At 51.9% G+C, this 24,505-nt stretch carries 26 protein-coding genes, 1 pseudogene and 1 other annotated feature; of the genes and pseudogenes, 10 read left to right on the top strand and 17 right to left on the bottom strand.

Translation table 11 applies throughout. From position 1 onward, the window contains the following. Nucleotides 1-4 precede the first annotated feature (4 nt). The 3 genes and pseudogenes from E4Z61_RS17215 to E4Z61_RS17205 all read right to left on the bottom strand — a co-directional run bounded on the left by E4Z61_RS17215 (nucleotide 5) and on the right by E4Z61_RS17205 (nucleotide 1,003). Entirely contained in the window at nucleotides 5-535 is a 531-nt protein-coding gene (locus E4Z61_RS17215; protein WP_135323807.1) for a radical SAM protein, read from the bottom strand. After that, nucleotides 532-795 (bottom strand): annotated as a pseudogene (locus tag E4Z61_RS17210) (DUF202 domain-containing protein); the annotation flags it as partial. The gene E4Z61_RS17215 and the pseudogene E4Z61_RS17210, both read right to left, overlap by 4 nt. Next, entirely contained in the window at nucleotides 770-1,003 is a 234-nt protein-coding gene (locus E4Z61_RS17205) for a YidH family protein (RefSeq protein ID WP_332600534.1), read from the bottom strand. The pseudogene E4Z61_RS17210 and the gene E4Z61_RS17205, both read right to left, overlap by 26 nt. A gap of 108 nt (nucleotides 1,004-1,111) precedes the next feature. Here E4Z61_RS17205 and E4Z61_RS17200 point away from each other — a divergent pair, with 108 nt between their 5' ends. Continuing rightward, nucleotides 1,112-1,561, top strand: coding sequence for a hypothetical protein (locus tag E4Z61_RS17200; protein ID WP_135323806.1), 450 nt, complete (start codon nucleotides 1,112-1,114; stop codon nucleotides 1,559-1,561). Nucleotides 1,562-1,624: 63 nt separating this feature from the next. Here the strand turns inward: E4Z61_RS17200 and E4Z61_RS17195 are convergent, their stop codons facing one another. From E4Z61_RS17195 to ibpA, 3 genes are all read right to left on the bottom strand, one after another. Then, on the bottom strand, nucleotides 1,625-3,286 hold the full coding sequence (locus E4Z61_RS17195) for a putative transporter (RefSeq protein WP_135323805.1): 1,662 nt from the start codon (nucleotides 3,284-3,286) through the stop codon (nucleotides 1,625-1,627). A 124-nt stretch (nucleotides 3,287-3,410) separates the two neighbouring features. After that, on the bottom strand, nucleotides 3,411-3,839 hold the full coding sequence (ibpB, locus tag E4Z61_RS17190) for a small heat shock chaperone IbpB (RefSeq protein WP_135323804.1): 429 nt from the start codon (nucleotides 3,837-3,839) through the stop codon (nucleotides 3,411-3,413). Between the two features lie 93 nt (nucleotides 3,840-3,932). Next, complete coding sequence (gene ibpA / locus E4Z61_RS17185; RefSeq protein ID WP_045448945.1) at nucleotides 3,933-4,346, bottom strand: small heat shock chaperone IbpA; 414 nt, start codon at nucleotides 4,344-4,346, stop codon at nucleotides 3,933-3,935. Next, nucleotides 4,340-4,412: a sequence feature (ROSE (Repression Of Heat Shock gene Expression) occurs in the 5'-region of heat shock genes and acts as an RNA thermometer to modulate expression.), on the bottom strand. Its footprint overlaps the gene before it by 7 nt. A gap of 239 nt (nucleotides 4,413-4,651) precedes the next feature. Between ibpA and E4Z61_RS17180 the strand changes: the two genes are divergently transcribed. After that, the gene (locus E4Z61_RS17180) at nucleotides 4,652-4,984 is read left to right on the top strand and encodes a YceK/YidQ family lipoprotein (protein WP_135324957.1); all 333 of its coding nucleotides are present in this window, start codon (nucleotides 4,652-4,654) and stop codon (nucleotides 4,982-4,984) included. A 1-nt stretch (nucleotide 4,985) separates the two neighbouring features. Here the strand turns inward: E4Z61_RS17180 and E4Z61_RS17175 are convergent, their stop codons facing one another. Beyond that, nucleotides 4,986-6,212, bottom strand: a complete 1,227-nt coding sequence (locus tag E4Z61_RS17175) for a YidR family protein (protein ID WP_135323803.1) — start codon at nucleotides 6,210-6,212, stop codon at nucleotides 4,986-4,988. 99 nt (nucleotides 6,213-6,311) lie between these two features. Between E4Z61_RS17175 and cbrA the strand changes: the two genes are divergently transcribed. Next, a complete protein-coding gene (cbrA, locus tag E4Z61_RS17170; RefSeq protein ID WP_135323802.1) occupies nucleotides 6,312-7,418 on the top strand; it encodes a colicin M resistance lipid reductase CbrA in 1,107 nt (368 codons plus the stop codon). Here the strand turns inward: cbrA and E4Z61_RS17165 are convergent. The 10 genes from E4Z61_RS17165 to dnaA form a co-directional block, all read right to left on the bottom strand. After that, nucleotides 7,415-8,752, bottom strand: coding sequence for an MFS transporter (locus tag E4Z61_RS17165; protein WP_167817563.1), 1,338 nt, complete (start codon nucleotides 8,750-8,752; stop codon nucleotides 7,415-7,417). The genes cbrA and E4Z61_RS17165 overlap by 4 nt on opposite strands. 179 nt (nucleotides 8,753-8,931) lie before the next feature. Next, on the bottom strand, nucleotides 8,932-10,080 hold the full coding sequence (gene dgoD, locus E4Z61_RS17160) for a galactonate dehydratase (RefSeq protein WP_135323800.1): 1,149 nt from the start codon (nucleotides 10,078-10,080) through the stop codon (nucleotides 8,932-8,934). Then, the gene (locus tag E4Z61_RS17155) at nucleotides 10,077-10,694 is read right to left on the bottom strand and encodes a 2-dehydro-3-deoxy-6-phosphogalactonate aldolase (protein ID WP_135323799.1); all 618 of its coding nucleotides are present in this window, start codon (nucleotides 10,692-10,694) and stop codon (nucleotides 10,077-10,079) included. Before E4Z61_RS17155 ends, dgoD begins: the two co-directional genes overlap by 4 nt. After that, nucleotides 10,678-11,556 carry a 2-dehydro-3-deoxygalactonokinase gene (locus tag E4Z61_RS17150; protein WP_135323798.1) on the bottom strand — a complete coding sequence of 293 codons (879 nt, stop codon included), beginning with the start codon at nucleotides 11,554-11,556 and terminating at the stop codon, nucleotides 10,678-10,680. Before E4Z61_RS17150 ends, E4Z61_RS17155 begins: the two co-directional genes overlap by 17 nt. After that, complete coding sequence (dgoR, locus tag E4Z61_RS17145) at nucleotides 11,553-12,242, bottom strand: D-galactonate utilization transcriptional regulator DgoR (protein ID WP_135323797.1); 690 nt, start codon at nucleotides 12,240-12,242, stop codon at nucleotides 11,553-11,555. Before dgoR ends, E4Z61_RS17150 begins: the two co-directional genes overlap by 4 nt. Nucleotides 12,243-12,525: 283 nt before the next feature. Then, on the bottom strand, nucleotides 12,526-13,338 hold the full coding sequence (gene yidA / locus E4Z61_RS17140; protein WP_135323796.1) for a sugar-phosphatase: 813 nt from the start codon (nucleotides 13,336-13,338) through the stop codon (nucleotides 12,526-12,528). Between the two features lie 161 nt (nucleotides 13,339-13,499). Then, a complete protein-coding gene (gyrB, locus tag E4Z61_RS17135; protein WP_135323795.1) occupies nucleotides 13,500-15,914 on the bottom strand; it encodes a DNA topoisomerase (ATP-hydrolyzing) subunit B in 2,415 nt (804 codons plus the stop codon). A gap of 28 nt (nucleotides 15,915-15,942) precedes the next feature. Next, entirely contained in the window at nucleotides 15,943-17,016 is a 1,074-nt protein-coding gene (gene recF / locus E4Z61_RS17130; protein ID WP_135323794.1) for a DNA replication/repair protein RecF, read from the bottom strand. Beyond that, nucleotides 17,016-18,116 (bottom strand): DNA polymerase III subunit beta, encoded by a 1,101-nt coding sequence (dnaN, locus tag E4Z61_RS17125; RefSeq protein ID WP_045448958.1) that lies wholly within the window; start codon nucleotides 18,114-18,116, stop codon nucleotides 17,016-17,018. Before dnaN ends, recF begins: the two co-directional genes overlap by 1 nt. A 4-nt stretch (nucleotides 18,117-18,120) precedes the next feature. Next, a complete protein-coding gene (gene dnaA / locus E4Z61_RS17120; RefSeq protein ID WP_135323793.1) occupies nucleotides 18,121-19,524 on the bottom strand; it encodes a chromosomal replication initiator protein DnaA in 1,404 nt (467 codons plus the stop codon). Between the two features lie 222 nt (nucleotides 19,525-19,746). On the opposite strand from dnaA, the gene E4Z61_RS24430 reads away from it, so the two are divergent. The 7 genes from E4Z61_RS24430 (at nucleotide 19,747) to tnaC (ending at nucleotide 24,305) form a co-directional block, all read left to right on the top strand. Continuing rightward, the gene (locus tag E4Z61_RS24430; protein WP_420808689.1) at nucleotides 19,747-19,902 is read left to right on the top strand and encodes a hypothetical protein; all 156 of its coding nucleotides are present in this window, start codon (nucleotides 19,747-19,749) and stop codon (nucleotides 19,900-19,902) included. A 228-nt stretch (nucleotides 19,903-20,130) separates the two neighbouring features. Next, the gene (gene rpmH / locus E4Z61_RS17115; protein WP_003023858.1) at nucleotides 20,131-20,271 is read left to right on the top strand and encodes a 50S ribosomal protein L34; all 141 of its coding nucleotides are present in this window, start codon (nucleotides 20,131-20,133) and stop codon (nucleotides 20,269-20,271) included. 17 nt (nucleotides 20,272-20,288) lie between these two features. Next, nucleotides 20,289-20,648: a ribonuclease P protein component gene (gene rnpA / locus E4Z61_RS17110; RefSeq protein WP_003844432.1), complete on the top strand. Its 360-nt coding sequence runs from the start codon at nucleotides 20,289-20,291 to the stop codon at nucleotides 20,646-20,648. Then, on the top strand, nucleotides 20,612-20,869 hold the full coding sequence (gene yidD, locus E4Z61_RS17105) for a membrane protein insertion efficiency factor YidD (protein WP_003023846.1): 258 nt from the start codon (nucleotides 20,612-20,614) through the stop codon (nucleotides 20,867-20,869). The genes rnpA and yidD overlap by 37 nt, the downstream gene beginning before the upstream one ends. 2 nt (nucleotides 20,870-20,871) lie before the next feature. Beyond that, nucleotides 20,872-22,518 (top strand): membrane protein insertase YidC, encoded by a 1,647-nt coding sequence (gene yidC, locus E4Z61_RS17100; protein ID WP_135323792.1) that lies wholly within the window; start codon nucleotides 20,872-20,874, stop codon nucleotides 22,516-22,518. A gap of 148 nt (nucleotides 22,519-22,666) precedes the next feature. Continuing rightward, the gene (gene mnmE / locus E4Z61_RS17095; protein WP_135323791.1) at nucleotides 22,667-24,031 is read left to right on the top strand and encodes a tRNA uridine-5-carboxymethylaminomethyl(34) synthesis GTPase MnmE; all 1,365 of its coding nucleotides are present in this window, start codon (nucleotides 22,667-22,669) and stop codon (nucleotides 24,029-24,031) included. A 199-nt stretch (nucleotides 24,032-24,230) separates the two neighbouring features. Further along, the gene (gene tnaC, locus E4Z61_RS24425) at nucleotides 24,231-24,305 is read left to right on the top strand and encodes a tryptophanase leader peptide (RefSeq protein ID WP_135324956.1); all 75 of its coding nucleotides are present in this window, start codon (nucleotides 24,231-24,233) and stop codon (nucleotides 24,303-24,305) included. Nucleotides 24,306-24,505: the final 200 nt, after the last annotated feature.

The following is a 24,505-nucleotide window of genomic DNA, read 5'->3' as shown; positions in this document are numbered from 1 at the left end:
GACCTTAACGCAGCATCGCCATCAGTTCCATCGGTGAGCGATGCTGTTTCAGCAGGTCGCGCATGACGCGCATATGCGGAGCAGTGTGGTTGAAGAAAGCTTGATAGCCTGCACACAGATCGCCCTTACCGCTATTATCACAATATGCCGGGCAATCGCCACGATAGAATTGCAACATAGGACATGACTGGCAGGACGCGTTCATCTGCGAAATCGCCTGTCGACGGGTTTGTCCCGTCCGGCCACACCACCGATTCAACGTTTCATCAAAAAGTGGAATGGATACTCGAGTAATATCCTCACGAACCCAGATATCAAATACCGTATTTAGAAACCGTCCCCAGTCTTCTGACGTAACAGATTCGGCTTTCAGATAACCGTTTTCATCGTGCTCAACCAAGGGAATAAACTGCACAGAACGAATGCCTTCTTTCTGTAAACTGCGGTACAAATCAATTGGGTACTTACATTTCTGGTGATCCACTACCACTTTAATATTCCCCTCACTAACCTCCATGTCCTCACTGCCTGTCATGCAAAATCCCCGATATATACGATAAGTTGGCGAATGTGTGTTACAGCAAACAGTATTGCGAGGGATAACACCGCGAGGGAGATCATAAATTTGTCACGCACCGCGCGAGATTCAGAAAAATCGCTATGCGTGACATCCATCAGGTTACGACTACGGGTATAGCGCCAGAGAATAATCGCCACAATCACCAGCACCCCAATAGAAATCCAGAACAAAAACCCTGCATGATGCCAGTTATGTTTCAGCGCCAGCGCAGATAGCCATAAATCGCCAGACCACCGGCAAACAGACACAGCAATAGCGCCAACTGTTCACGAATGAGGGCATGGCAAAATCTGGCGCCAGCTGATCAAGGCCCACTCCAGCGGCCAGAAACCCCAGCGCGGTGCGGATCCACGCCAGAAAGGTACGCTCATTTGCCAGCGAGAAGCGGTAATCCGGCGCTTCTCCGAGGCGGGAAATCTTCATCAGGGCTCCTTTTTACGGTCACGACTCAACGACCTTCCCTGCTCATTTTCAGAATTACAAACGCCGTATTGCTGATATTCTTTTCGCTATCCAGCACAGGGAGATCAGATGGACATCATATTGCAAAACAAATGTAGCTCACTGGGAATGCTTTTCGGTGCTATTGCGTTGATTCTCGGCATTATCCATTTCTCTTTTGGTCCCTTTTCCGCCCCACCTCCCAGACTTGAAAGCATCGTTGCGGAGAAAGTCTCCGCCGTCAAAAAAGGCATTCTTGCCGGGTTGAAAGGAGAGATACCGCCCGTCGCCGCGAAAGAAAATGCAGTCAATATAGATAACTTACTGAAAAACGGCGGCATTACACTCGCCGTGATTGCTCTGGTATGCGCCTTTATTGGCGGTATGCGTAAGGAGAATGTCTGGAGTATCAGCGGTGCTCTGGTTTTTGGTGGCGGTACGCTCGCCTTTCATGCCCTGCTCTTCGGCATTGGGCTGATATGCGGCATCATTCTACTTATCTTGGTATTTTCTGTACTCAGTGGTGGTTCACCGGTTTAAGTTTGTTTGCCGGATGGCAATGTACGTCTATCCGGCCTACAGAGCAGACCGGATAAGCAATCCTTAGCCTAATCCCCAAAAAATCACCGCTAGCAGTTGCGGGGTGATAATGCGCAAGAACATTACCAGCGGGTAAACTGTGGCATACGAAAGTGCCGCCGCGCCACTGGTGGCGTGCAGGTTATTGGCAAACGCCAGTGCGGGAGGGTCGGTCATCGACCCAGCCAGCATTCCACACAGCGTCAGGTAGTTCATTTTGGTCAGGAGGCGCGCCAGTAGACCGACGGTAATCAGCGGAACGGCAGTGATGAAAATACCGTAGCCCACCCAGCTCAGACCATCTCCCTGAGTTAGCGTATCGACAAAATCACCACCCGATTTCAGGCCAACCACCGCGAGAAAGAGCACAATCCCCAGTTCACGCAGCGCCAGGTTAGCGCTCGGCGGCATAAACCAGTACAACTTGCCGATGCTGCCAATACGCCCAAGTATCAGCGCCATAATCAACGGCCCCCCGGCCAGACCCAGCTTTAACGCCACCGGGAAGCCGGGTATAAACAGCGGAATAGAACCCAGTAAAACCCCAAGCCCGATACCGATAAATACCGGCAGCATCTGTACTTGTTGCAATTTTTGCTGCGCGTTGCCGACAACATTCGCGACGGCATCGATGGATGAGGGTCGTCCTACCAGATTGAGGATATCGCCAAACTGCAGGCTGGCATCGCTGCTGGCAACCAACTCTACGCCCGCGCGGTTCAGGCGCGAAATAACAACGTCATAGCGCTCTTTAAAGTGCAGGTCACGGATCCGTTTGCCCAGTACCTGTTCGTTGGTCACCACTACACGCTCGACGCGCAAATCCGTGCCTCGCGTCGACAGCGAGGTGTCGACTTCCTGACCAATCACCACCTGCGCATTGTGCAGATCCGCAGGCTGCCCGACCAGATGGAGCAGATCACCCATCTGGATAATCGTTCCCGGCGACGGCACCATCAATGTTTCTTCCCGCTTCAGGCGGGAGCAGATGATTTTATCGCTGTTCAGTATGGGGACGTCCTGAATCGCCATATTATTCAGGTTCGGGTTTTCAACGCGGATGTTCATTGTCTGAATCAGCGCCTGCCCGTTGGTCCGCGTTGACTCATGCTGCTGTGCTTCTGCCTCGACGTTGACGCGGAATATAAGACGCATCAGCCACATGGTGAGCAAAATACCGCAAATGCCAAAAGGATAAGCCATGGCGTAGCTCATCCCCATCTGATCCACGACATCCATTGGCGTCCCCAGATCGCGCAGGATTTGCTGCCCTGCGCCCAGCGCTGGGGTATTGGTCACCGCACCGGAGAATATGCCCAGCACTACAGGAAGAGGAATGGCAAAAATCTTATGTAGCAGAGCGGTAACCAGGCCACCCAAAATGACAATCAGCACGGCGAACAGATTCAGGCGCAAACCCGAAACGCGCAACGATGCAAAGAAGCCCGGCCCCACCTGAATACCGATGGTATACACGAAGAGAATCAGGCCGAACTCCTGAATAAAATGCAGCATATCGCCGCTCAGGGTCATCCCTGCCTGATCGACAAAGTGCCCGACAATAATACCGCCGAACAGCACGCCTCCGATGCCAAAACCAACGCCCCGAACTTTAATGTTGCCGATCCACAACCCGACAACCGCCACCAACGCCAGAACGCTGACCGTCAATGCTATATCACTCATTATTCTGTTCCCTGTGAATAACATTATTAATGAAGAGGATTCTCGCAGAGTACAGGCGCAATGTATGGGTGGTAAAGCACAAAAAAGCCCCGTCATTTCTGGCGGGGCAAAGGCATGGAGCTATTTAGCTATTTAATGCGGGACGTTCGCTGATAGCGATCCGCTGCGGAGGGACCGTTTCGGGCTCGTTGCGAATTAAATCTATGTGCAGCAAACCATTGGTGAAGCTTGCGCCGGAGACTTCCATATTTTCAGCCAGGGTAAAGCTCAGGCTGAAGGATTGAGTCACCAGCCCCTGGTGCAGCCACTTGGTCTCTTTTTCCGGCTGCTCAGGCGTACCTTTTACGGTCAGACGCGTACCTTCCAGCTGAATATCCAAATCTTCCTGACGGAAACCGGCTAACGCAAGCGTAATGCGATAGTGGTTATCATCGCTTTTTTCGATGTTATAGGGTGGGAAGCTCTGGCTTTCGCCGGTGTTTTGCAGTGCATTGGCCAGTTTGTCAAAACCGATCCATTGACGCAGCAGCGGGGATAAATCGTAGTTACGCATATTCATTCTCCTTCTAAGAAGCGAGTAAGTACCTTTCAGCTCCCTGACGGCAAGCTGATTGCTTAGCAGGGCCGCCTGAAGCGGCCCACTGAATTAGTTGATTTCGATGCGGCGCGGTTTGTTCGCTTCCGGAATCACGCGCTCAAGCTCGATGTACAGCAGACCGTTCACCAGGTTTGCTCCGCGAACATGAATGTTCTCCGCCAACTGGAACTTGCGTTCAAAGTTGCGCTCAGCAATACCCTGATACAGGTATGTACGTTCTTTTTGCTCGTCAGCGTGAGCGCCTTTTACCACCAGCAAATTGTCCTGGGCGGTAATTTCCAGCTCACTTTCAGCAAAGCCCGCAACGGCAATCGCAATGCGGTAATGGTTTTCGTCTACCAGCTCAACGTTATACGGAGGGTAGCCGCCATTACTCTGGCTCTGATTGCTTTCCAGCAGGTTAAACAGGCGATCAAAACCAATTGCAGAACGGTATAACGGGGATAAGTCAAAGTTACGCATAATCAATAGCTCCTGAAATCAGCGAGAATGTTAGACCTTCCATCATGGACAGGTCAGGTAGCCAGGACACCCATCAGGCGTGCCCTCATTTGTCTACATCCTAAAAATGGGTCTTAATACAAACTTTTCAAGCGTATTCATCTGACTTTTTTTGCAGTTTGTTGTCTATTGCATACACTGGGGGGACAGTTGTTATCGTTAGAGTGCGATAGCCGCCACAGTGCGACAGAATGGTGATGTTATTTTTCGCAATGGATCGCTATAACCCACCATGCAAACACCGATGTTTAACAGATGAATAAATGATGATTAGAAAAATGTTGTTAACACTGATGATGTGCAGCGGGATAGTTTTCGTGAGCGGTTGCTCCAGTGTCATGTCGCACACCGGAGGCAAAGAGGGGACGTATCCCGGTACGCGTGCCAGCGCCACGATGATAAGCGAAAGCGATACGAACTGGGGAACGAAGTCGCTGGCCATTCTTGATATGCCGTTTACCGCCGTGCTGGATACGCTGCTGCTACCGTGGGATTTATTTCGCACCGATAGCTCGGTGAGATCGCGCGTAGAAAGAAGCGAGGAAAGCACGCAAGCCACAAACAACGTGATCCCCCCGGCCAAAATGCCTGCCCCTTAAGTTAGCGCCCGGTTTCTGTCACCCATAGCTGGCGGAAACCCTCTACATCTTCCATCCATGCAACCTGTTGCCCGTCAGGCGAAAAGACGATCGCATCTGCGGACGGTTGAGCTTTATGATTCTCCGTCAAAAAATCAATCTCTCCCGTCCGCGCATTACAACAGGCAATTCTGTTTTCCAACACAAATCCCAGCCATAGACCCGACGGATGCCAGTTAAACGCTGACTGAATATCAGTCGTACAGCGGGTCAGTTGACGCGGTGTACCGCCCTGCACAGAAATTAGCCATAGCTGCACAATACCGCTATCATCACGCATCAAAAACGCAATATCTGACGCCTTTGGATTACTGCGCACCCAGTGACGTGGTTGATTCACCAGCCCAGGGAAAGCGCGGTCGTGGGTAAACGTCAGACGACGCTGAACGACGCCTGACGGCGGTGCCGGCATTGTCGATTCGCTGCCTTCCAGTGGCGCATTCCCTGGATATTTCCAGCCATTTTCATCTTGCGGTAAATCGACAATAAACAGCTCGGGGATCTTCTCCCCATTTGCCGACAAGGTATCACCAATAAACGCCAGCGCATGATTCCCCACCCAGCCTTCTTCGTAGGCGCGGTTAATCTCATCACTGCCCGGCTGCGGCACGGGCGTAGTCTGGCTCACCAGCACGCACCAGTAACTCCCGCTATACTCGCGCGGATGCTGCATGGAGACCGTCACCGGACCATACGGTGTAGCCACGCCAACGTTACGTAAATCCAGAGCTGGGGAACGCTCACGCAGCACATGGTCGTTATAGGTGAAGCTGACAAACTCACCGTTCGGGCTAAAAACATGCACATGACTGCCGCCGCGCAGCGCGCCAGGCGTGTACGGGGCAGTGATATCCATCGCATCCAGATTCGCTATCTCTGTGCGCGTGGCAATGACACCACGACGATGATGAAAGTCGTAATGCCATGATTCATCGGGATTTTCAGGTCCGTGAATGAACACATATTTTTCATGTTTTGGATGAACGGTCACCACGCCGACGTGTGCCTCCTGCGTCGCACGATAAATCACCTCCACCTCGCCGGTGTGAATATTGACGCGTTCAATCGTCTCACCGGTAAACGATGCCCCGGAAGGACGCACGTCAAAAACCAGCCACTGGCTGTCCGGAGTCCAGGTATTGATATTGGTCAGTTGGTGATTACGCGGCATAAAGGTGATTTGCTTCATAGGATGCCCTGATACGAGACGATTTCAGCAATCATACTTCACAAGGACTTCACTTTCAGGCTTTAGCGTATGCCCATCTCACTTATTACGGGCAGAAAGATGGAACATTTTGACGTGGCGATTATCGGTTTAGGCCCGGCGGGTGCTGCGCTGGCGCGGCAGTTGAACGGAAAAATGCGCGTGATTGCGCTGGATAAAAAACGCCAGTGCGGCACTGAAGGCTTTACCAAACCCTGTGGAGGTTTACTGGCTCCTGACGCCCAACGTTCATTTATCCGCGACGGGATAACCTTACCCGTTGATGTCATCGCCAACCCGCAGATTTTCAGTGTTAAAACGGTCGATGTGGCAGCCTCTCTGACTCGAAATTACCAGCGTAGCTATATCAATATCGATCGCCATGCTTTTGATTTATGGATGAAATCACTAATTCCTGGCGATGTGCAGGTGTACCACGACAGCCTGTGTCGGAAAATCTGGCGCGAGGGCGATAAATGGCATGTTATCTTTCGCGCCGATGGTTGGGAGCAGCAGATCACCGCACGTTATCTAGTGGGTGCTGATGGGGCAAATTCGCTGGTACGCCGTCATCTCTATCCCCAGCACCAAATCCGTAAATATGTTGCTATTCAACAATGGTTTGCGGAAAAACACCCTGTCCCGTTCTATTCGTGTATTTTTGATAACGATGCCACAGATTGCTATTCCTGGAGCATTAGCAAAGACGGATTTTTTATCTTCGGTGGTGCCTACCCAATGAAGGATGGCCACGCACGCTTTGAAGCGCTGAAAGAAAAGATGGAAGCTTTCCATTTTCAGTTTGGCCAACCGGTGAAAAGTGAAAAATGTACGGTGCTGTTCCCATCACGCTGGAAAGACTTCGTCTGTGGTGAGGACAACGCATTTTTAATTGGCGAAGCGGCTGGATTTATCAGCGCCAGTTCACTGGAAGGAATTAGTTATGCGCTGGACAGCGCAGAAATCCTCAAATCTGTACTATTGCAGGAAACGGTCGACAAAAATAAAACCTATCACAAGGCGACCCGCAAACTGCGTATTAAGCTGTATGGCAAGATCCTGAAGAGCCGGGCATTAACATCGGCACTGACCCGTAAATGGATAATGCAAAGCGGCATGGCACATATTCCCTTGAGTCAGGAGGTGGAGCCCGCCGTAACGCCTGACGGGCTGATTAAAGAACATTAGCCGACGCGCTTCACATCCCCCACCAACAGGATGTAAGACAACGCGCCAAGCAGGGCAACGACTGAGATGTAGACCAGCGCAGGGGCGAAACCGTAGCCTTGCGCAAGGTAACCGACCACCAGCGGAACCGTAATGCCGCCCAATCCGCCAATAAAGTTAAACACACCGCCGGTGAGGCCAATCAAACGCATTGGCGCCAGCGATGACACCAGAGACCAGGTGATGGAGGCAAAACCATTACCAAAGAAGGCGATAGCCATCAGAACCATAATCCAGGTTGGGTCGTTCGTGTAATTAGCGCCCATAATGCAGGTGGAGATCAATAAGCCACAGATGATCGGCAACTTACGTGAAAAGCCAATAGAGTAGCCTTTGCGCACCAGTCGGTCAGCCACCCAACCAGAGAGCAGGACGCCAACAAACGCTGCCAAAAACGGTACAGTGGTCATAAAACCAGCTTTCAGCGCGGTGATCCCTTTTTCCTGAGTAAGATAGTTCGGGAACCACGTCAGGAAGAACCACAAGGTCGATGCAATGGCAAACTGACCAAGATAGACACCGACAAGTTTACGATGGAATACCAGTTTCCAGTCCGCGAGAGTCAGCGGCTGACGCGCCTCTTTTTTCACTGGCGCATCACCATCCACCAGACCGCCGCCGTCACGAATGTAGTCCAACTCAGCTTTGGTGATGTTTTTGGTCAGGCGTGGCGGCTGATATACCTTAATCCAGATAAACGACCAGATGATGCCAATCCCGCCGGTGATAATAAACACCCAGTGCCAGCTCAGTATCTCCTGAATCCAGATCAGTAGCGGTGTGAGGAACGCCAGGCCAACAAATTGTCCCGATGTGTAGAAACCAACAGCTGAAGCTCGTTCACGCTCAGGGAACCAACTGGTCACCATGCGGTTATTGGTTGGGAATGCGGGGGCTTCAAAAATCCCGGTAATGGCGCGGAGACCAATCAGCGACATCAATCCGGTCGCAAATCCCTGAAACAGGGTCGCCACCGACCAGCCGAGAATGGCGATAAAATAGGTCATACGCGACCCTACCCGATCAAGGAACCAGCCACCGGGGATCTGGCAAAGTGTGTAGAGCCAGGCAAACGCAGAAAAGACATATCCCATTTCTGCTTTGGTAATTCCAAATTCTTCCTGAATATGCGCAGAAGCAACCGCCAGGTTGGCGCGGTCAACATAACAAATAACAACCGTAATAAAGATCATCACCAGCGTCAAATAACGGCGACGTCCGGGTTTTGCATCAGTAACTGAAATATCCATCGCAATCTGTCTCCAGATTTTGGGCATAGCGAAGCCGCTCACCATGCCCTGTAATTTACAGAGGGTTTATTTGAATTTTTTATTAATAAATTAACCGTAATGCGCTAAATAATTTGTGCTGGGGAAAGGCAGCAAATTTTCGCATTCCCAGGAGCATACATTAGTATGTGACTGGGGTAAGAAAATGCAGACAACACATCACCAGTGCAAAGTATGCCGCGCATTTACCATTCCGCTACGGAGCCGTCTTCATGACGCCACAGCGGATTACGCCAGTCCGGCGCATTTTTGCTGAACTCAATCACTTTGGCTTCATCAATATCTACGCCAAGCCCTGGTTTCATCAGTGGTTTAAAGAAGCCTCCTTCCATATTGAAATCTTCTTTGTTTTTCACAAAGTCGAGCAATTCAGCCCCTTTGTTGTAGTGAATACCCATGCTCTGCTCCTGAAGCACGGCGTTATAAGAAACAAAGTCCACATGCAAGCAGGCAGCCAACGCGATCGGCCCCAGTGGGCAGTGCGGTGCCAGCGTAACGTCATATGCTTCGGCCATTCCGGCAATTTTGTAGCACTCAGTAATGCCGCCAGCATGAGAGAGATCCGGTTGCAGAATAGAGATACCACCCGCCTCCAGCACACGTTTAAACTCGAAGCGTGAGAACATGCGCTCTCCCGCTGCCAGTGGAATATGAGTTTGCGCCGCCAATTTCGGGTAGTATTCCGCTTGTTCCGCCAGCACCGGTTCTTCAATAAACAGCGGGCGATACGGTTCCAGTTCTTTAATCAGGACTTTCGCCATCGGTGCACTGACACGTCCGTGGAAATCGAGGCCAAACTCAATCTGGTTTCCAAAGGCTTCACGGATCTGCGCCACGGTATTTACCGCCGCATCCACCGAGCGGGAGTTATCAATCAGCCCCATCTCTTCACAGCCATTAAGCTTGAAGGTATCAAAACCAATCTCACGTAGGGTTTTAATCCCGTCGATTACATCTGCCGGACGGTCACCGCCCACCCAGCTGTAGGCTTTGATTTTGTCACGCACCAGGCCGCCCATCAGTTGCCATACCGGGGCATTGAGCACTTTGCCTTTGATATCCCACAGCGCCTGGTCGATACCGGCGATAGCGCTCATCATGATCGGGCCACCACGATAAAAACCAGCCCGGTACATGACCTGCCACAGGTCGTTGATACGTGCGGGATCCTGACCAATCAGGTAGTCACCAAACTCGTGAACCGCCGCTTCCACGGTGCGTGCTCGCCCTTCAATGACCGGTTCGCCCCAGCCAACAATACCCTCGTCAGTCTCGATCTTTAAAAACATCCAGCGCGGGGGTAAACGGTATGTGGTGATTTTGGTAATTTTCATTTCACTGCCTCTCGATACGCTTTTACAAATTCCACAGCCTGCTGCGCGGTACGTTCAATAGACTGCCCGGCGCGATAGAGATCGCTGCCAAGCCCAGCACCTGCACAACCTGCATCAATCCATTGCGCCAGGTTTTCCGGCGTCACGCCGCCAACGGCAAACACCGGAACATCCGGCGGAAGCACCGCTTTCAGTGCTTTGATGTAGTCAGGGCCAAAAGCGGATGAAGGGAATATTTTTAGTGCTTGTGCACCAGCATCTAGCGCGGTAAAGGCTTCACTGGCAGTAGCACAGCCAGGACACACGGTCATGCCATAGCCCACTGCGCGACGAATTACCTCGGGGTTGATATTGGGTGTGACGATAAGTTTGCAGCCCATTTGTGCAAGCTGCTCTACCTGCTCTGGCTGTAATACGGTCCCGGCGCCGATTAGCGCTTTGTCCCCATAGGCATCCACAATCGCGGGGATACTCTTTTCCCATTCTGGGGAGTTAAGCGGGATCTCAACTGCATCAAATCCCGCATCAATGACCGCGCCAACGTGCGCCAACGCCTCATCGGGCATGACACCACGTAATATTGCGATTAACGGAAGATTAGTTTGCCACTGCATGAACAATGCTCCTTATGCCTGCCTGAAATGCCGTGTCGCCGGATACCGCGGATACCTCACGTCCAATGGCATGAAATGCCTGCTGATAGCGTGAACTCAGGTCTGAACCAGCGACGAGCGTAATAGCCTGTTGGGCAGCGAATTGTTCGCTCATGCTGGCGACTTCAGCGCCAATCAACAGGCCAGAGAGAAATTCGCTGACCTGCTCACGCGGGAGTGTACCCAGCACATGCGAGGCGCGAACCTCAAATAGTTTCGGCAGAATGTCAGGAGCGGCAACACCACGTGTTAGTCCGGCAGTGAAGGCCTCCGCAGAGGCTTCCTGTTCTGGCAACCCCGCGCCCACCAGCGAGTGGCGTAATAACAAATGATGCAATTCACCGGTCATCACGGTACGAAAATCATGAATTTGTTGCGCGTCAGCCTGTACCCATTTGCAGTGCGTTCCGGGCATGACATAGACAGAAGAAGGAGAAAGCGTGCGGGCACCCAGCAACTGAGTCTCTTCGCCGCGCATCACATTGTGGTTATCCTCGCGAGAAACGCAAAGTCCGGGAATAATCCAGATATTGTCGCCAACGGAGGTTAACTGCTTGCCAATGGCAGAGAAATAAGCAGGAACAGGGAGATAGGGGGCAATTTTCCAGCCCACGTTGCTACCGACCATTCCCGCCATCACCACGGGGGTGGCGCCATCGCGCCAGTTTTTTGTGACTTCAGCTAGCACCGCTTCAGGAGATTTACCGTTCAGACGCGTTACGCCTGCTTCTGATTGCCTGCTCTCCAGGCATTTATCGCCCTGGTAAAGCCAGGCGCGCAAATTGGTCGATCCCCAGTCAATTGCGATGTAGCGAGCTGTCATGTAATGTCCTTTAGCCTTCGTGTTGAGCTGGCGATCATGGTTAAAGCCGCCTGCTCTGCCGCATTACTATCCTGGTGCCGTATCGCATCGAATAGCGCTTTATGTTCCTGGAGCGTTTTCGGCATATTAGCCTCATCCCCCATCCAGGTTCGTTCAAAAACAGCTCGCTGTAGCGAGCTGATCGCTATGCTAAGCTGTTGTAAAACAGGGTTATGCACCGACTGTAAAACCGCTTCGTGGTAGCGGATATCCGCTTCATTAAACGCATCTCTGTCCTGGTTGTTGGCGATCATGTCATTGAGTGCCAACTCTATTTCAGCCAGATCGCTCGAGTTCGCCCGCTCCGCTGCCCAGCGTGCAATCGCTGGCTCCACCAGATTACGAACCTCACTCATCGCGCTAATCAGACGCGGGTCATAGTCGTTTTCCAGTACCCATTGCAGTACGTCGGTATCGAGGTAATTCCACTGGTTTCGGGGAGTAACAAACGCCCCGCGATAGCGTTTCATTTCAATGAGTCGCTTCGCCATCAGCGAGCGGAACACTTCGCGAATAATATTGCGCGAGGTTTCAAACTCCTCACACAGATCCGCTTCCGCGGGTAGCGCTGAACCCGGTACGTACTTGCCACTAACAATCTGCTTGCCCAGCGTGATAACGATGCGATCGGTTTTATTGAGAGTCATGAAGAGTCCTTGTGCTCTGTATGTACTGCTCTACTTTACCGCGAGCGTCGATTTTCGCCTCATATTTGCACTACAAAAGTGGTGGCTTTTAGCTTTCTCTTGAGCCTAATGTAGTACAATACAATATTGTTGTACTACAATTCAGATCACAAAACAGACAATTGGTAAGGAAAATGTTACGCTCAGGGTAAAAGGGGATAAAAAAACCCGCAGCAGGTGCGGGTTAGTTGGTGATTGTAATTAAGCAAGCCTGATCAGCATTACGCCACCAGGCAATGAAACGTTAATTCAGCACAAACTTCTCAATGGCATACGCTACGCCGTCTTCAAGATTGGATTTAGTGACAAAGTTGGCAATGTCTTTTACAGACGAAATGGCGTTATCCATTGCGACACCCACACCCGCGAATTCAATCATCGCGATGTCGTTTTCCTGATCGCCAATCGCCATGACTTCTTCGGCTTTAATGCCCAGCGCGTCAGCCAGCGATTTCACGCCAGTCCCCTTATTGACGCGTTTATCGAGGATTTCGAGGAAGTACGGCGCACTTTTCAGTACGGTATACTTCTCTTTTACTTCTGCAGGTATGCGCGAGATGGCTTTATCGAGGATCTCTGGCTCGTCAATCATCATCACTTTGAGGAACTGGGTCGCCGGGTCCATCTTCTCTGCTTCACAGAATACCAGTGGAATCGTCGCCACAAAGGATTCATGGACCGTGTAGTAACTGATATCACGGTTAGCGGTATAGAGCGTGTTGCGATCGAGAGCGTGGAAGTGTGAACCCACTTCCCGCGAGAGTTGTTCCAGGTAACGATAATCGTCATAGCTCAGCGCCGTTTGTGCAACGGTGCTGCCATCCCCAGCTTTCTGCACCAGCGCACCGTTGTAGGTTATGCAGTAGTCACCGGGTTGTTCCATGTGAAGTTCTTTCAGGTAGCGGTGAACACCGGCATACGGACGGCCAGTGGTCAGTACCACGTTCACGCCACGCGCTCGAGCCGCGGCAATCGCCGTTTTGACCGCAGATGAAATGGTGTGATCGGGCAGCAGAAGAGTGCCATCCATGTCGATAGCAATAAGTTTGATAGCCATGAGTTCCCCGGATTAAATGAGTCCATCCTCATGCTAACGCGATTCCGCTCAAAAAACAGCAACGAAAAGGGGGATAGACAGGCGAACCGAGATTCCTCTTTTGTGGGCAAAAAAATACCCGGTTGCACAACACAACCGGGTAGATTCATCCAGGATAACGATTAGATATCGATGTTCGCCGCTTTCAGGGCGTTCTCTTCGATAAACGCACGACGCGGTTCAACGGCGTCACCCATCAACGTAGTGAACAACTGATCGGCAGCAATCGCATCTTTCACGGTCACACGCAGCATGCGACGGCTTTCCGGATCCATGGTGGTTTCCCACAGCTGATCCGGGTTCATTTCACCCAGACCTTTATAACGCTGAATAGACAAACCACGACGGGACTCTTTCACCAGCCAATCCAGTGCCTGCTCGAAGCTGGCAACCGGCTGACGACGCTCACCACGTTCAATAAATGCATCGTCTTCGATCAGGCCGCGCAGTTTCTCACCCAACGTGCAAATGCGACGGTATTCACCACCGGTCACAAACTCATGCTCCAGCGGGTAATCGGTATCAACACCGTGAGTACGCACGCGAATCACCGGTTCGAACAGGTTCAATTCTGCGTCTTTACGTACAAAGCTATTCCAGGTGCTGCCGTGCATTTCGTTTTCATTCAGCACGTTAACCAACTGGGAAACCCAAGTCGTAACTTTAGCTTCATCAGCCAGATCGGCTTCAGTCAGCGTCGGCTGGTAAACCAGTTCCTTCAGCAATGAGCGCGGGAAGCGACGCTCCATGCGACCAATCATTTTCTGCGTAGCGTTGTATTCAGAAACCAGTTTTTCCAGCGCCTCACCCGCCAGCGCCGGAGCGTGGGCGTTGGTGTGCAGCGTGGCACCATCAAGAGCGATAGAGATCTGGTACTGATCCATCGCTTCATCGTCTTTGATGTACTGTTCCTGCTTGCCTTTCTTCACTTTGTACAGCGGTGGCTGCGCAATGTAGACGTGACCGCGTTCAACGATTTCCGGCATCTGACGATAGAAGAACGTCAACAGCAGCGTACGGATGTGCGAGCCATCGACGTCCGCATCGGTCATGATGATAATGCTGTGATAGCGCAGTTTATCCGGGTTGTACTCGTCGCGACCGATACCGCAACCGAGCGCAGTAATCAGCGTCGCCACTTCCTGAGAAGAGAGCATCTTGTCAAAGCGCGCTTTCTCAACGTTCAGAATTTTACCCTTCAGTGGCAAAATCGCCTGGTTCTTACGGTTACGTCCCTGCTTCGCAGAGCCGCCCGCAGAGTCCCCTTCCACCAGGTACAATTCAGAGTGAGCGGGGTCGCGTTCCTGACAGTCCGCCAGTTTGCCCGGCAAGCCAGCTAAGTCCAACGCACCTTTACGACGGGTCATTTCACGAGCGCGACGCGCCGCTTCACGAGCACGCGCAGCATCGATAATTTTGCCGACGACAATTTTAGCGTCAGACGGGTTTTCCAGCAGGTATTCACTCAGCAGTTCGTTCATCTGCTGTTCTACCGCCGTTTTCACCTCGGAGGAAACCAGCTTGTCTTTGGTCTGCGAAGAGAATTTTGGATCCGGCACTTTCACGGAAACGACAGCAATCAGGCCTTCACGGGCATCGTCACCAGTGGCACTGACTTTCGCTTTTTTGCTGTAGCCTTCTTTGTCCATGTAGGCGTTCAGAGTACGGGTCATCGCCGCACGGAAGCCTGCAAGGTGAGTACCGCCATCACGCTGCGGAATGTTGTTGGTGAAGCAGTAGATGTTTTCCTGGAAACCATCGTTCCACTGCAGCGCAACTTCAACGCCAATACCGTCTTTTTCGGTGGAAAAATAGAAGATATTCGGGTGAATCGGCGTTTTATTCTTGTTGAGATACTCAACAAACGCCTTGATGCCGCCTTCGTAGTGGAAATGATCTTCTTTGCCGTCGCGCTTATCACGCAAGCGGATGGATACGCCGGAGTTCAGGAATGACAACTCGCGCAGACGTTTAGCCAGAATGTCGTATTCGAACTCAACGACATTGGTGAAGGTTTCATGGCTTGGCCAGAAACGCACCAGGGTACCGGTTGCTTCAGTCTCGCCTGTAACAGCCAGCGGTGCCTGTGGCACGCCGTGCACGTAAGTTTGCTGATGCACTTTGCCTTCGCGACGAATCACCAGCTCCAACTTCTGCGACAGGGCGTTAACCACGGAAACGCCTACTCCGTGCAGACCACCGGACACTTTGTAGGAGTTATCATCGAATTTACCGCCTGCGTGCAGCACGGTCATGATAACTTCCGCCGCCGAAACACCTTCTTCCGGGTGAATACCGGTTGGGATACCACGGCCATCATCGGTAACGGATACGGAGTTGTCAGCGTGAATCGTCACCACGATATCTTTACAGTGACCCGCGAGCGCTTCGTCGATAGCGTTATCTACCACCTCGAATACCATGTGGTGTAGACCGGTGCCGTCATCCGTGTCGCCGATATACATACCCGGGCGCTTACGCACCGCATCCAGTCCTTTCAGGACTTTGATACTGGAGGAGTCATAAGAATTCGACATCAACGTTTCTCGCTCATTTTATCTTGGGTTAATCCGTTATTTTACCCTTTTCCACGGTGAACATCTTCGAATTTTTGTCCGACATGTCCAGAACGTGTTCAGCGCTAATTGCGCTGACAAAGACCTGAGATTGCGTGGCTTTTAAGCGGCTGGCCAGCAGTCCGCGACGCGCATCATCCAGTTCAGAGGCAAAATCATCTATCAGGTACAGGCAGCGCCGCCCGCTTTCGCGAGTCAGGAACTCCCCTTGCGCCAGACGTAAGGCGCACATCAGCAGTTTTAACTGCCCACGCGACAACGTATCTTCCACCGGCGCACCGTCGGCGCGTATGCGGAAATCCGCTTTATGCGGACCGTGCGCGGTGTAGGTCAACATGCGATCGCGTTCAAAACTACGTTCCAACACCTCCGCGTAATCCGTCTCTTTCTCCCAGCCGCGCTGGAAAGAGAAGGAGAGAGAAAACTCGGGAAGAAACTGCTGGCAGGTATCCGCCATATCCTGCGCGATACCGGCGCTGTACTCCGCGCGCCAGGTGCTGATTTGTTCCGCCAGCGGGATCAGTTCTTTATCCCACGGACGCAGTTGCTCATAACGACTCACCTGACGCAACGCCGCATTGCGCTGCTTGAGCAGCCTCTTAAGGTTGCTCCAGGCGGTAAAGAATCCGGCTTCATTGTGAAAGCATCCCCAGTCAAGGAACGCTCTTCTGTATTTGGGGCCGCCGTTGAGTAAAGTAAACCCCTCGGGCGTGATCAACTGCATCGGCATCAAGTGCGCCAGTTCAGCAACCTTGTGACCGTCGGTGCCGTCAATACGCACTTTGCTGTCACCCAGCTTATCTTTGGTCAGGCCGATCGATGTTTCACGCTCGGTACCCTGCAATCGCCCGTGTAGTACAAACGACTCCTGCTCGTGGCGAATGACGCGGCCAATCTGCAAACTGCGAAACGCCCGACCGTGACCGAGCGTATAGATAGCTTCCAGCACGCTGGTTTTGCCGCTACCGTTAGCGCCTACCAGGAAGTTAAAGCCGGGAGATAAAGCGAGATCCGCGCTTTCGATATTGCGAAAGTCGCGGATCAACAAGCGGGTGAGCGACATTACAATCTCATTGGCATAACAACGTAAGCCGCGCTCTGGCTGGCTGCATCTTCAATTTGGACGCTGGAAACAGAGTCGGTCAGCATAATACGGACGTTTTCGCACTTCAGCGCGTTCAGTACATCCAGCACGTAGCTAACGTTGAAGCCGATTTCCATTTCAGTCCCTGGGTAGGTGACGTCGAGGATCTCTTCCGCTTCTTCCTGCTCCGGGTTGTTGGCCGTAATTTTGAGCTGGTTTTCGCTGACGTACAGACGCACGCCGCGGAATTTCTCATTGGAGAGAATGGCCGCACGGGCAAAAGCCTGCTTGAGGATATCGCAGCCCGCTTCCAGATGTTTGTCCGGGTTCTTCGGCAGGACGCGACGGTAATCCGGGAAACGCCCATCCACCAACTTGGAGGTAAAGATAAAGTCACCAACGTGCGCGCGGATGTTGTTGCTGCCGATCTGCACGCGCAGCGGATTGTCGCCGCCGTCAAGCATACGCATCAGTTCAATCACGCCTTTACGCGGCACGATCACCGAATGGTTTGGCAGCGATTGTCCAACCGGCATTGAGCACACCGCCAGACGGTGACCGTCGGTCGCCACGGTACGCAGTTCTTCGCCTTCGGTTTCAAACAGCATACCGTTTAAGTAATAACGCACATCCTGATGAGCCATTGAAAACTGCGTGGCTTCAATCAGGCGCTTCATCGTCGCCTGCGGCAGCGTGAATTCGACTTCGCTCTGCCAGTCATCCAGATTTGGGAAGTCGGCAGCAGGTAGCGTGGACAGCGAGAAACGGCTGCGGCCAGAGCGCACCAGCATGCGGTCGCCCTCCAACTGGACAGCAATTTCCGCCCCTTCCGGTAGCCCACGACAAATGTCGAAGAATTTACGCGCCGGAACGGTGGTCGCGCCGGGTTCATGAGGCTGGATCAGCGCCACGCGTGCCACCATCTCCATCTCGAGATCGGTACCGGTCAGAGAAAGCGTTCCATCCGCAACCTGTAGTAACAGGTTTCCGAGGATCGGCAGCGTAGGACGACCACCCAGCGGGCCGCTGACCTGCTGAAGCGGTTTTAATAAATGTTCACGTTCAACGGTAAATTTCATAGCGTCACGAAGATAATGTTCTGATTAAATTGGAGAAATCTTCTTTAATATCATGGCTTTCTTCACGCAACTGCTCAATCTTACGGCAGGCATGAAGCACGGTAGTATGGTCACGCCCACCAAACGCGTCGCCAATTTCTGGCAGACTGTGGTTGGTGAGCTCTTTTGCCAGCGCCATCGCCATCTGGCGCGGACGAGCTACCGAGCGAGATCGACGCTTAGAAAGCAGATCCGCAATTTTAATTTTGTAATACTCCGCCACCGTCTTTTGAATATTGTCGATGGTGACCAGTTTTTCCTGCAATGCCAGCAGATCGCGCAGCGCTTCACGAACAAAATCGATTGTGATCGCCCGGCCAGTAAAGTTGGCGTTGGCGATCACGCGGTTCAGTGCGCCTTCCAGTTCACGCACGTTAGAGCGTAGACGCTTGGCAATAAAGAACGCCACCTCACCTGGCAGACGAATGTCGTTTTCATCGGCTTTTTTCATCAGGATCGCGACTCGCGTTTCGAGTTCAGGTGGTTCGATCGCCACGGTTAATCCCCAGCCGAAGCGGGATTTCAGACGATCTTCAACACCATTGATCTCTTTCGGATAGCGATCCGATGTCAGGATGATCTGCTGATTACCTTCCAGCAGGGCATTAAAGGTGTGGAAAAACTCTTCCTGAGATCGTTCTTTATTGGCAAAGAATTGAATATCGTCAATCAGCAGCGCATCAACAGAACGGTAGTAGCGTTTAAACTCTTCGATCGCATTGTTTTGTAGGGCTTTAACCATGTCCTGTACAAAACGCTCGGAGTGCATATACACCACTTTTGCGTTCGGCTTGCGGGCCATAATCCCGTTACCGACGGCGTGCAACAGGTGGGTTTTACCCAAACCGGTACCGCCATAAAGGAATAAAGGATTGTAGGCTCCGCCAGGATTGTCCGCCACCTGACGTGCCGCCGCGCGCGCCAGTTGGTTAGATTTACCTTCAACGAAGTTATCAAACGTGTGTTTGACGTTAACGTTAGAGCGATAGGTGTGTTCTGCCGGTGCGGGGACGTTATCCCAGCCCGGGCGCGCCGCCGGCGCGGCACGTTGCGGCTGTACTTGTTGCGCGACATACGCAGGCGCCACAACGTTGTTAACCGGCGACTTCAGCGTTTGCGTGACGGGTTTTGTACCGACTTCAAAACGCAGTTGCGGGGCATCTGCTCCGCAGAAATTATTCAGCAATCCATTAATATTATTAAGGTATTTGTCCCTTACCCAATCGAGCACAAAACGGTTTGGCGCATACAAAGCCAGCGTGTTATCGCTCAGTTCCGCCTGCAACGGGCGTATCCACATACTGAATTCTGTGGCTGGTAACTCATCCTGCAATCGGGCAAGACACTGCTGCCAAAGCGAAAGTGACACGGCGGACTCCACTCGAACAAAAGTCGATAAATGACAAAGGCTGAAACATTCATGATTGTTGGCGCACGTCGAAAAGACCCTGCATGAGGGTGACGTGCGAACCGCTGTCTGCGGTTATATGCCCGATCAGGATCCATTGAAACGATCAGGACCGCGGATCATAGCCTAAACTGAGCGAGAGATCTTCTGTTTCTCACAGATTCTTCCCGATTTATCCACAGGATGATCCAGAATCGGCTAAGTGTAAACGATCCTGGAGAAGTGCTGCAGGTTTTCGCGCGCATATTGAAAAAATTAATGAGTAAAGATGCTTTACTGCTTAAACGATCTAATAAAGATCCCGTGCGATCCTTGCGCTTTATCCACCAGCCCGTATAATTCTTACCCCCAGCGAGTAACGGTCGCCTCACGGCGTCAACGCTGCCTGTTTTTTACGCGAATCCATGCGGAAAAAAGCGGGAATTAAGGAAAGAGAATTGACTCCGGAGTGTACAATTATTACAATCCGGCCTCTTTAATCACCCACACTGTGGCGTAAGTCGTTCGATATTCGTTCGGGTATACGCAAAAGTCAGTGAATTTATTCAAGTTTAGGTAGAAATCGCCATGAAACGCACTTTTCAACCGTCTGTACTGAAGCGCAACCGTTCTCACGGCTTCCGTGCTCGTATGGCTAATAAAAATGGTCGTCAGGTTTTGGCACGTCGTCGTGCTAAAGGCCGTTCTCGTCTGACCGTTTCTAAGTAATAAAAGCTAGCCCCTGAGTGGTTAAGCTCGCATTTCCCAGGGAGTTACGTTTGTTAACTCCCACTCATTTCACATTCGTCTTCCAGCAGCCACAACGGGCTGGCACGCCGCAAATCACCATCCTCGGCCGCCTAAATTCGCTGGGGCATCCCCGTATCGGTCTCACGGTCGCCAAGAAAAATGTTAAACGTGCGCATGAACGCAACAGGATTAAACGCCTGACGCGTGAAAGCTTTCGTTTACGTCAGCACGAACTTCCAGCAATGGATTTCGTGGTGGTGGCTAAAAAAGGGGTTGCCGACCTCGATAACCGTGCTCTCTCGGAAGCGTTGGAAAAATTATGGCGTCGCCATTGTCGCCTGGCTCGCGGGTCCTGATAGCCCTCATTCGGGTCTATCAACGCCTGATCAGTCCGCTGCTTGGGCCGCATTGCCGTTTCACTCCAACCTGTTCGAGCTACGGAATTGAGGCATTGCGCAGGTTTGGAGTGATAAAAGGCAGTTGGTTGACGGTGAAACGCGTATTAAAATGCCACCCTTTACACCCTGGTGGTGACGATCCCGTCCCGCCCGGACCATTTGATACCAGAGAACACTAACGATGGATTCGCAACGCAATCTTTTAGTCATCGCTTTGCTGTTCGTGTCTTTCATGATCTGGCAAGCTTGGGAGCAGGATAAAAATCCGCAACCTCAGGCTCAACAGACCACGCAGACAACGACCACCGCAGCGGGTAGCGCCGCAGACCAGGGCGTACCGGCCAGTGGCCAGGGGAAACTGATTACGGTTAAGACTGACGTGCTTGATCTGACCATCAACACCCGTGGTGGTGATGTAGAACAGGCTTCACTGCCAGCTTACCCGAAAGAACTCGGTTCTACCGAACCGTTCCAGTTACTGGAAACTACGCCACAGTTCATCTATCAGGCACAGAGTGGCCTGACAGGTCGTGACGGCCCGGATAACCCGGCTAACGGTCCGCGTCCGCTGTACAACGTCGACAAAGACGCTTTTGTACTGGCCGACGGTCAGAATGAACTGCAGATCCCGATGACCTATACTGACGCCGCTGGCAACACGTTTACCAAAACGTTTGTTCTCAAGCGTGGTGAGTATGCGGTAAGCGTTAACTATAGCGTGCAGAACGCCAGCGAGAAGCCGCTGGAAGTCTCCACCTTTGGTCAGCTGAAGCAATCCATCAATCTGCCATCTCATCGTGACACCGGTAGCAGCAACTTTGCGTTGCATACTTTCCGCGGCGCAGCGTACTCCACGCCTGATGAGAAGTATGAGAAATACAAGTTCGATACTATTGCTGAAAACGAAAACCTGAACGTCAACGCTAAAGACGGCTGGGTTGCAATGCTGCAACAGTATTTCGCAACGGCATGGGTTCCGCGTAACGACGGCACCAATAACTTCTATACCGCAAATCTGGGTAACGGCATTGCCGCTATCGGCTATAAATCTCAGCCGGTTCTGGTTCAGCCAGGCCAGACAAGCGCGATGACCAGCACCCTGTGGGTTGGCCCGGAAATTCAGGATAAAATGGCGGCCGTTGCACCGCACCTGGATCTGACCGTGGACTACGGCTGGTTGTGGTTCATCTCTCAGCCGCTGTTCAAACTGCTGAAGTGGATCCATAGCTTCCTGGGTAACTGGGGCTTCTCCATCATCGTTATCACCTTTATCGTTCGTGGCATCATGTACCCGCTGACTAAAGCGCAGTACACCTCCATGGCGAAGATGCGTATGCTGCAGCCGAAGATTCAGGCAATGCGTGAGCGTCTGGGCGATGACAAACAGCGTCAGAGCCAGGAAATGATGGCCCTGTACAAAGCTGAGAAGGTTAACCCGCTGGGCGGCTGCTTCCCGCTGATCATCCAGATGCCAATCTTCCTGGCACTGTACTACATGCTGATGGGCTCCATTGAACTGCGTCATGCGCCGTTCGCTCTGTGGATCCATGACCTGTCTGCACAGGACCCGTACTACATCCTGCCGATCCTGATGGGCGTGACGATGTTCTTCATTCAGAAGATGTCTCCGACCACCGTGACCGACCCGATGCAGCAGAAGATCATGACCTTTATGCCGGTCATCTTCACCGTGTTCTTCCTGTGGTTCCCGTCAGGTCTGGTGCTGTACTATATCGTCAGCAACCTGGTAACTATTATTCAGCAACAGCTGATTTACCGTGGTCTGGAGAAGCGTGGCCTACATAGCCGCGAGAAGAAAAACTCCTGATACTCTTCATTCTTCAAGCCGCAGGTGCGTTGGCTGCATTTGCTTGCCGCCTTCCTGCAGCTTGAATTATTTCGAGTATTCACGGTACAGTTAATGCCAGAGAAGGCGGTCATAAGACCGCCTTTTTTACATTTACAAGAGAACTATCATGAGCCATAACGACACCATCGTCGCTCAGGCCACCCCACCGGGACGTGGTGGTGTGGGTATTCTGCGCATCTCCGGCCTTAAAGCACGCGAAGTTGCCGAAACCGTGCTGGGCAAACTGCCAAAAGCACGTTATGCCGACTATCTGCCGTTTAAAGACGCCGATGGCAGCGCGCTGGATCAGGGGATCGCCCTGTGGTTTCCCGGACCGAACTCCTTTACTGGTGAAGACGTATTAGAGCTGCAGGGTCACGGCGGACCGGTCATTCTCGATCTGCTGTTAAAACGCATTCTGACGATTCCAGGCCTGCGCATTGCCAGACCCGGCGAGTTCTCTGAACGTGCATTTCTTAACGATAAGCTCGATTTAGCCCAGGCAGAAGCCATTGCCGACCTGATCGACGCCAGCTCGGAACAAGCTGCACGTTCCGCACTGAACTCATTGCAGGGTGCGTTCTCCGCACGTGTGAATCATCTTGTGGAAGCACTCACTCACCTGCGCATCTATGTGGAAGCGGCGATCGACTTCCCGGATGAGGAAATAGACTTCCTCTCTGACGGTAAAATTGAAGCCCAGCTTAATAGCGTGATGGCCGATCTCGACGCCGTACGTGCCGAAGCGCGTCAGGGTAGCCTGCTGCGTGAAGGAATGAAGGTGGTGATTGCCGGGCGGCCAAATGCCGGAAAATCAAGCCTGCTGAACGCGCTGGCAGGTCGTGAAGCAGCGATCGTCACCGATATCGCGGGTACCACGCGCGACGTACTGCGCGAGCATATCCATATCGACGGCATGCCGCTGCACATTATCGATACCGCCGGTCTGCGTGATGCCAGTGACGAAGTTGAACGTATTGGTATCGAACGCGCCTGGCAAGAAATAGAACAGGCCGACCGCGTGCTGTTTATGGTCGATGGCACCACCACTAATGCCGTCGACCCTGCCGACATCTGGCCTGATTTTATTGCGCGTCTGCCCGCAAAGCTGCCAATCACCGTGGTGCGTAACAAAGCAGATATCACGGGAGAAACGCTGGGCCTTAGCGAAGTCAATGGCCACTCACTGGTCCGCCTCTCCGCGCGTACCGGCGAAGGCGTTGATGTGCTGCGTAACCATCTCAAGCAAAGTATGGGCTTCGAGACCAATATGGAAGGTGGCTTCCTGGCGCGTCGTCGTCATCTGCAGGCACTGGCAGAAGCCGCTGAGCATCTCCAGCAAGGCAAAGCTCAGCTTTTGGGTGCATGGGCCGGAGAACTGCTGGCAGAAGAGCTGCGCCTGGCGCAACAGAATCTCAGTGAGATCACCGGGGAATTTACTTCCGACGATCTGCTGGGACGGATTTTCTCCAGCTTCTGTATTGGTAAGTAACGCTAATACTACATACTCCCGCATTAATAGTTATTAGTGCGGGTTGTTGTAATAATTATTGCCATTCTTTTTTTCATAGTCACACATTAATTATATGAAATTTTTAATTGTGATTACAATCACAACTCATTAAAGCCCCGATAGACAAATATTTTCATTGCCATAATGTAGCATTGTGTCTAATGAGGATAAACATACCATGATTATCTCAAATTCATATATAACCTCTAAATGGTTCAATGTTGACAGTAAAATTGTTGAACATCGCCCTTAGCCTCCCATTCATTTTTTCAATCTAAAGCCAAAATAAATAGATTCAACACAATCTATTTTTTGGCATGCCTTAAATAACTCAGATTTAATGTTGCCAACATATGCGACATGGCATCCTCATATCTATAGGGATAGTCGTGATTAATATGTTAGAAAAATCAAAGATAATCTGAGTCAGGAGGGGTATACCTGTCGAAAATG

Source organism: Citrobacter tructae, assembly GCF_004684345.1.
Taxonomy (GTDB): Bacteria; Pseudomonadota; Gammaproteobacteria; order Enterobacterales; family Enterobacteriaceae; genus Citrobacter; species Citrobacter tructae.
Note: the sequence above shows the minus strand (reverse complement) of the source record. Positions and strands in the feature narration are given on the sequence as shown.

What these genes read in the sequence shown, in the direction of transcription:
- yidA (WP_135323796.1), bottom strand. Translation starts at nt 13,338, where the DNA reads ATGGCTATCAAACTTATTGCTATCGACATGGATGGCACTCTTCTGCTG.
- E4Z61_RS24430 (WP_420808689.1), top strand. Translation starts at nt 19,747, where the DNA reads ATGATCCAGAATCGGCTAAGTGTAAACGATCCTGGAGAAGTGCTGCAG.
- E4Z61_RS17175 (WP_135323803.1), bottom strand. Translation starts at nt 6,212, where the DNA reads ATGAAGCAAATCACCTTTATGCCGCGTAATCACCAACTGACCAATATC.
- E4Z61_RS17165 (WP_167817563.1), bottom strand. Translation starts at nt 8,752, where the DNA reads ATGGTGAGCGGCTTCGCTATGCCCAAAATCTGGAGACAGATTGCGATG.
- recF (WP_135323794.1), bottom strand. Translation starts at nt 17,016, where the DNA reads ATGTCGCTCACCCGCTTGTTGATCCGCGACTTTCGCAATATCGAAAGC.
- dgoR (WP_135323797.1), bottom strand. Translation starts at nt 12,242, where the DNA reads ATGACTCTCAATAAAACCGATCGCATCGTTATCACGCTGGGCAAGCAG.
- mnmE (WP_135323791.1), top strand. Translation starts at nt 22,667, where the DNA reads ATGAGCCATAACGACACCATCGTCGCTCAGGCCACCCCACCGGGACGT.
- yidD (WP_003023846.1), top strand. Translation starts at nt 20,612, where the DNA reads ATGGCGTCGCCATTGTCGCCTGGCTCGCGGGTCCTGATAGCCCTCATT.
- cbrA (WP_135323802.1), top strand. Translation starts at nt 6,312, where the DNA reads ATGGAACATTTTGACGTGGCGATTATCGGTTTAGGCCCGGCGGGTGCT.
- gyrB (WP_135323795.1), bottom strand. Translation starts at nt 15,914, where the DNA reads ATGTCGAATTCTTATGACTCCTCCAGTATCAAAGTCCTGAAAGGACTG.
- dnaN (WP_045448958.1), bottom strand. Translation starts at nt 18,116, where the DNA reads ATGAAATTTACCGTTGAACGTGAACATTTATTAAAACCGCTTCAGCAG.
- E4Z61_RS17195 (WP_135323805.1), bottom strand. Translation starts at nt 3,286, where the DNA reads ATGAGTGATATAGCATTGACGGTCAGCGTTCTGGCGTTGGTGGCGGTT.
- ibpB (WP_135323804.1), bottom strand. Translation starts at nt 3,839, where the DNA reads ATGCGTAACTACGATTTATCCCCGCTGCTGCGTCAATGGATCGGTTTT.
- yidC (WP_135323792.1), top strand. Translation starts at nt 20,872, where the DNA reads ATGGATTCGCAACGCAATCTTTTAGTCATCGCTTTGCTGTTCGTGTCT.
- E4Z61_RS17180 (WP_135324957.1), top strand. Translation starts at nt 4,652, where the DNA reads ATGATTAGAAAAATGTTGTTAACACTGATGATGTGCAGCGGGATAGTT.
- E4Z61_RS17205 (WP_332600534.1), bottom strand. Translation starts at nt 1,003, where the DNA reads ATGAAGATTTCCCGCCTCGGAGAAGCGCCGGATTACCGCTTCTCGCTG.
- E4Z61_RS17215 (WP_135323807.1), bottom strand. Translation starts at nt 535, where the DNA reads ATGACAGGCAGTGAGGACATGGAGGTTAGTGAGGGGAATATTAAAGTG.
- E4Z61_RS17150 (WP_135323798.1), bottom strand. Translation starts at nt 11,556, where the DNA reads ATGACAGCTCGCTACATCGCAATTGACTGGGGATCGACCAATTTGCGC.
- E4Z61_RS17155 (WP_135323799.1), bottom strand. Translation starts at nt 10,694, where the DNA reads ATGCAGTGGCAAACTAATCTTCCGTTAATCGCAATATTACGTGGTGTC.
- dgoD (WP_135323800.1), bottom strand. Translation starts at nt 10,080, where the DNA reads ATGAAAATTACCAAAATCACCACATACCGTTTACCCCCGCGCTGGATG.
- ibpA (WP_045448945.1), bottom strand. Translation starts at nt 4,346, where the DNA reads ATGCGTAACTTTGACTTATCCCCGTTATACCGTTCTGCAATTGGTTTT.
- rpmH (WP_003023858.1), top strand. Translation starts at nt 20,131, where the DNA reads ATGAAACGCACTTTTCAACCGTCTGTACTGAAGCGCAACCGTTCTCAC.
- E4Z61_RS17200 (WP_135323806.1), top strand. Translation starts at nt 1,112, where the DNA reads ATGGACATCATATTGCAAAACAAATGTAGCTCACTGGGAATGCTTTTC.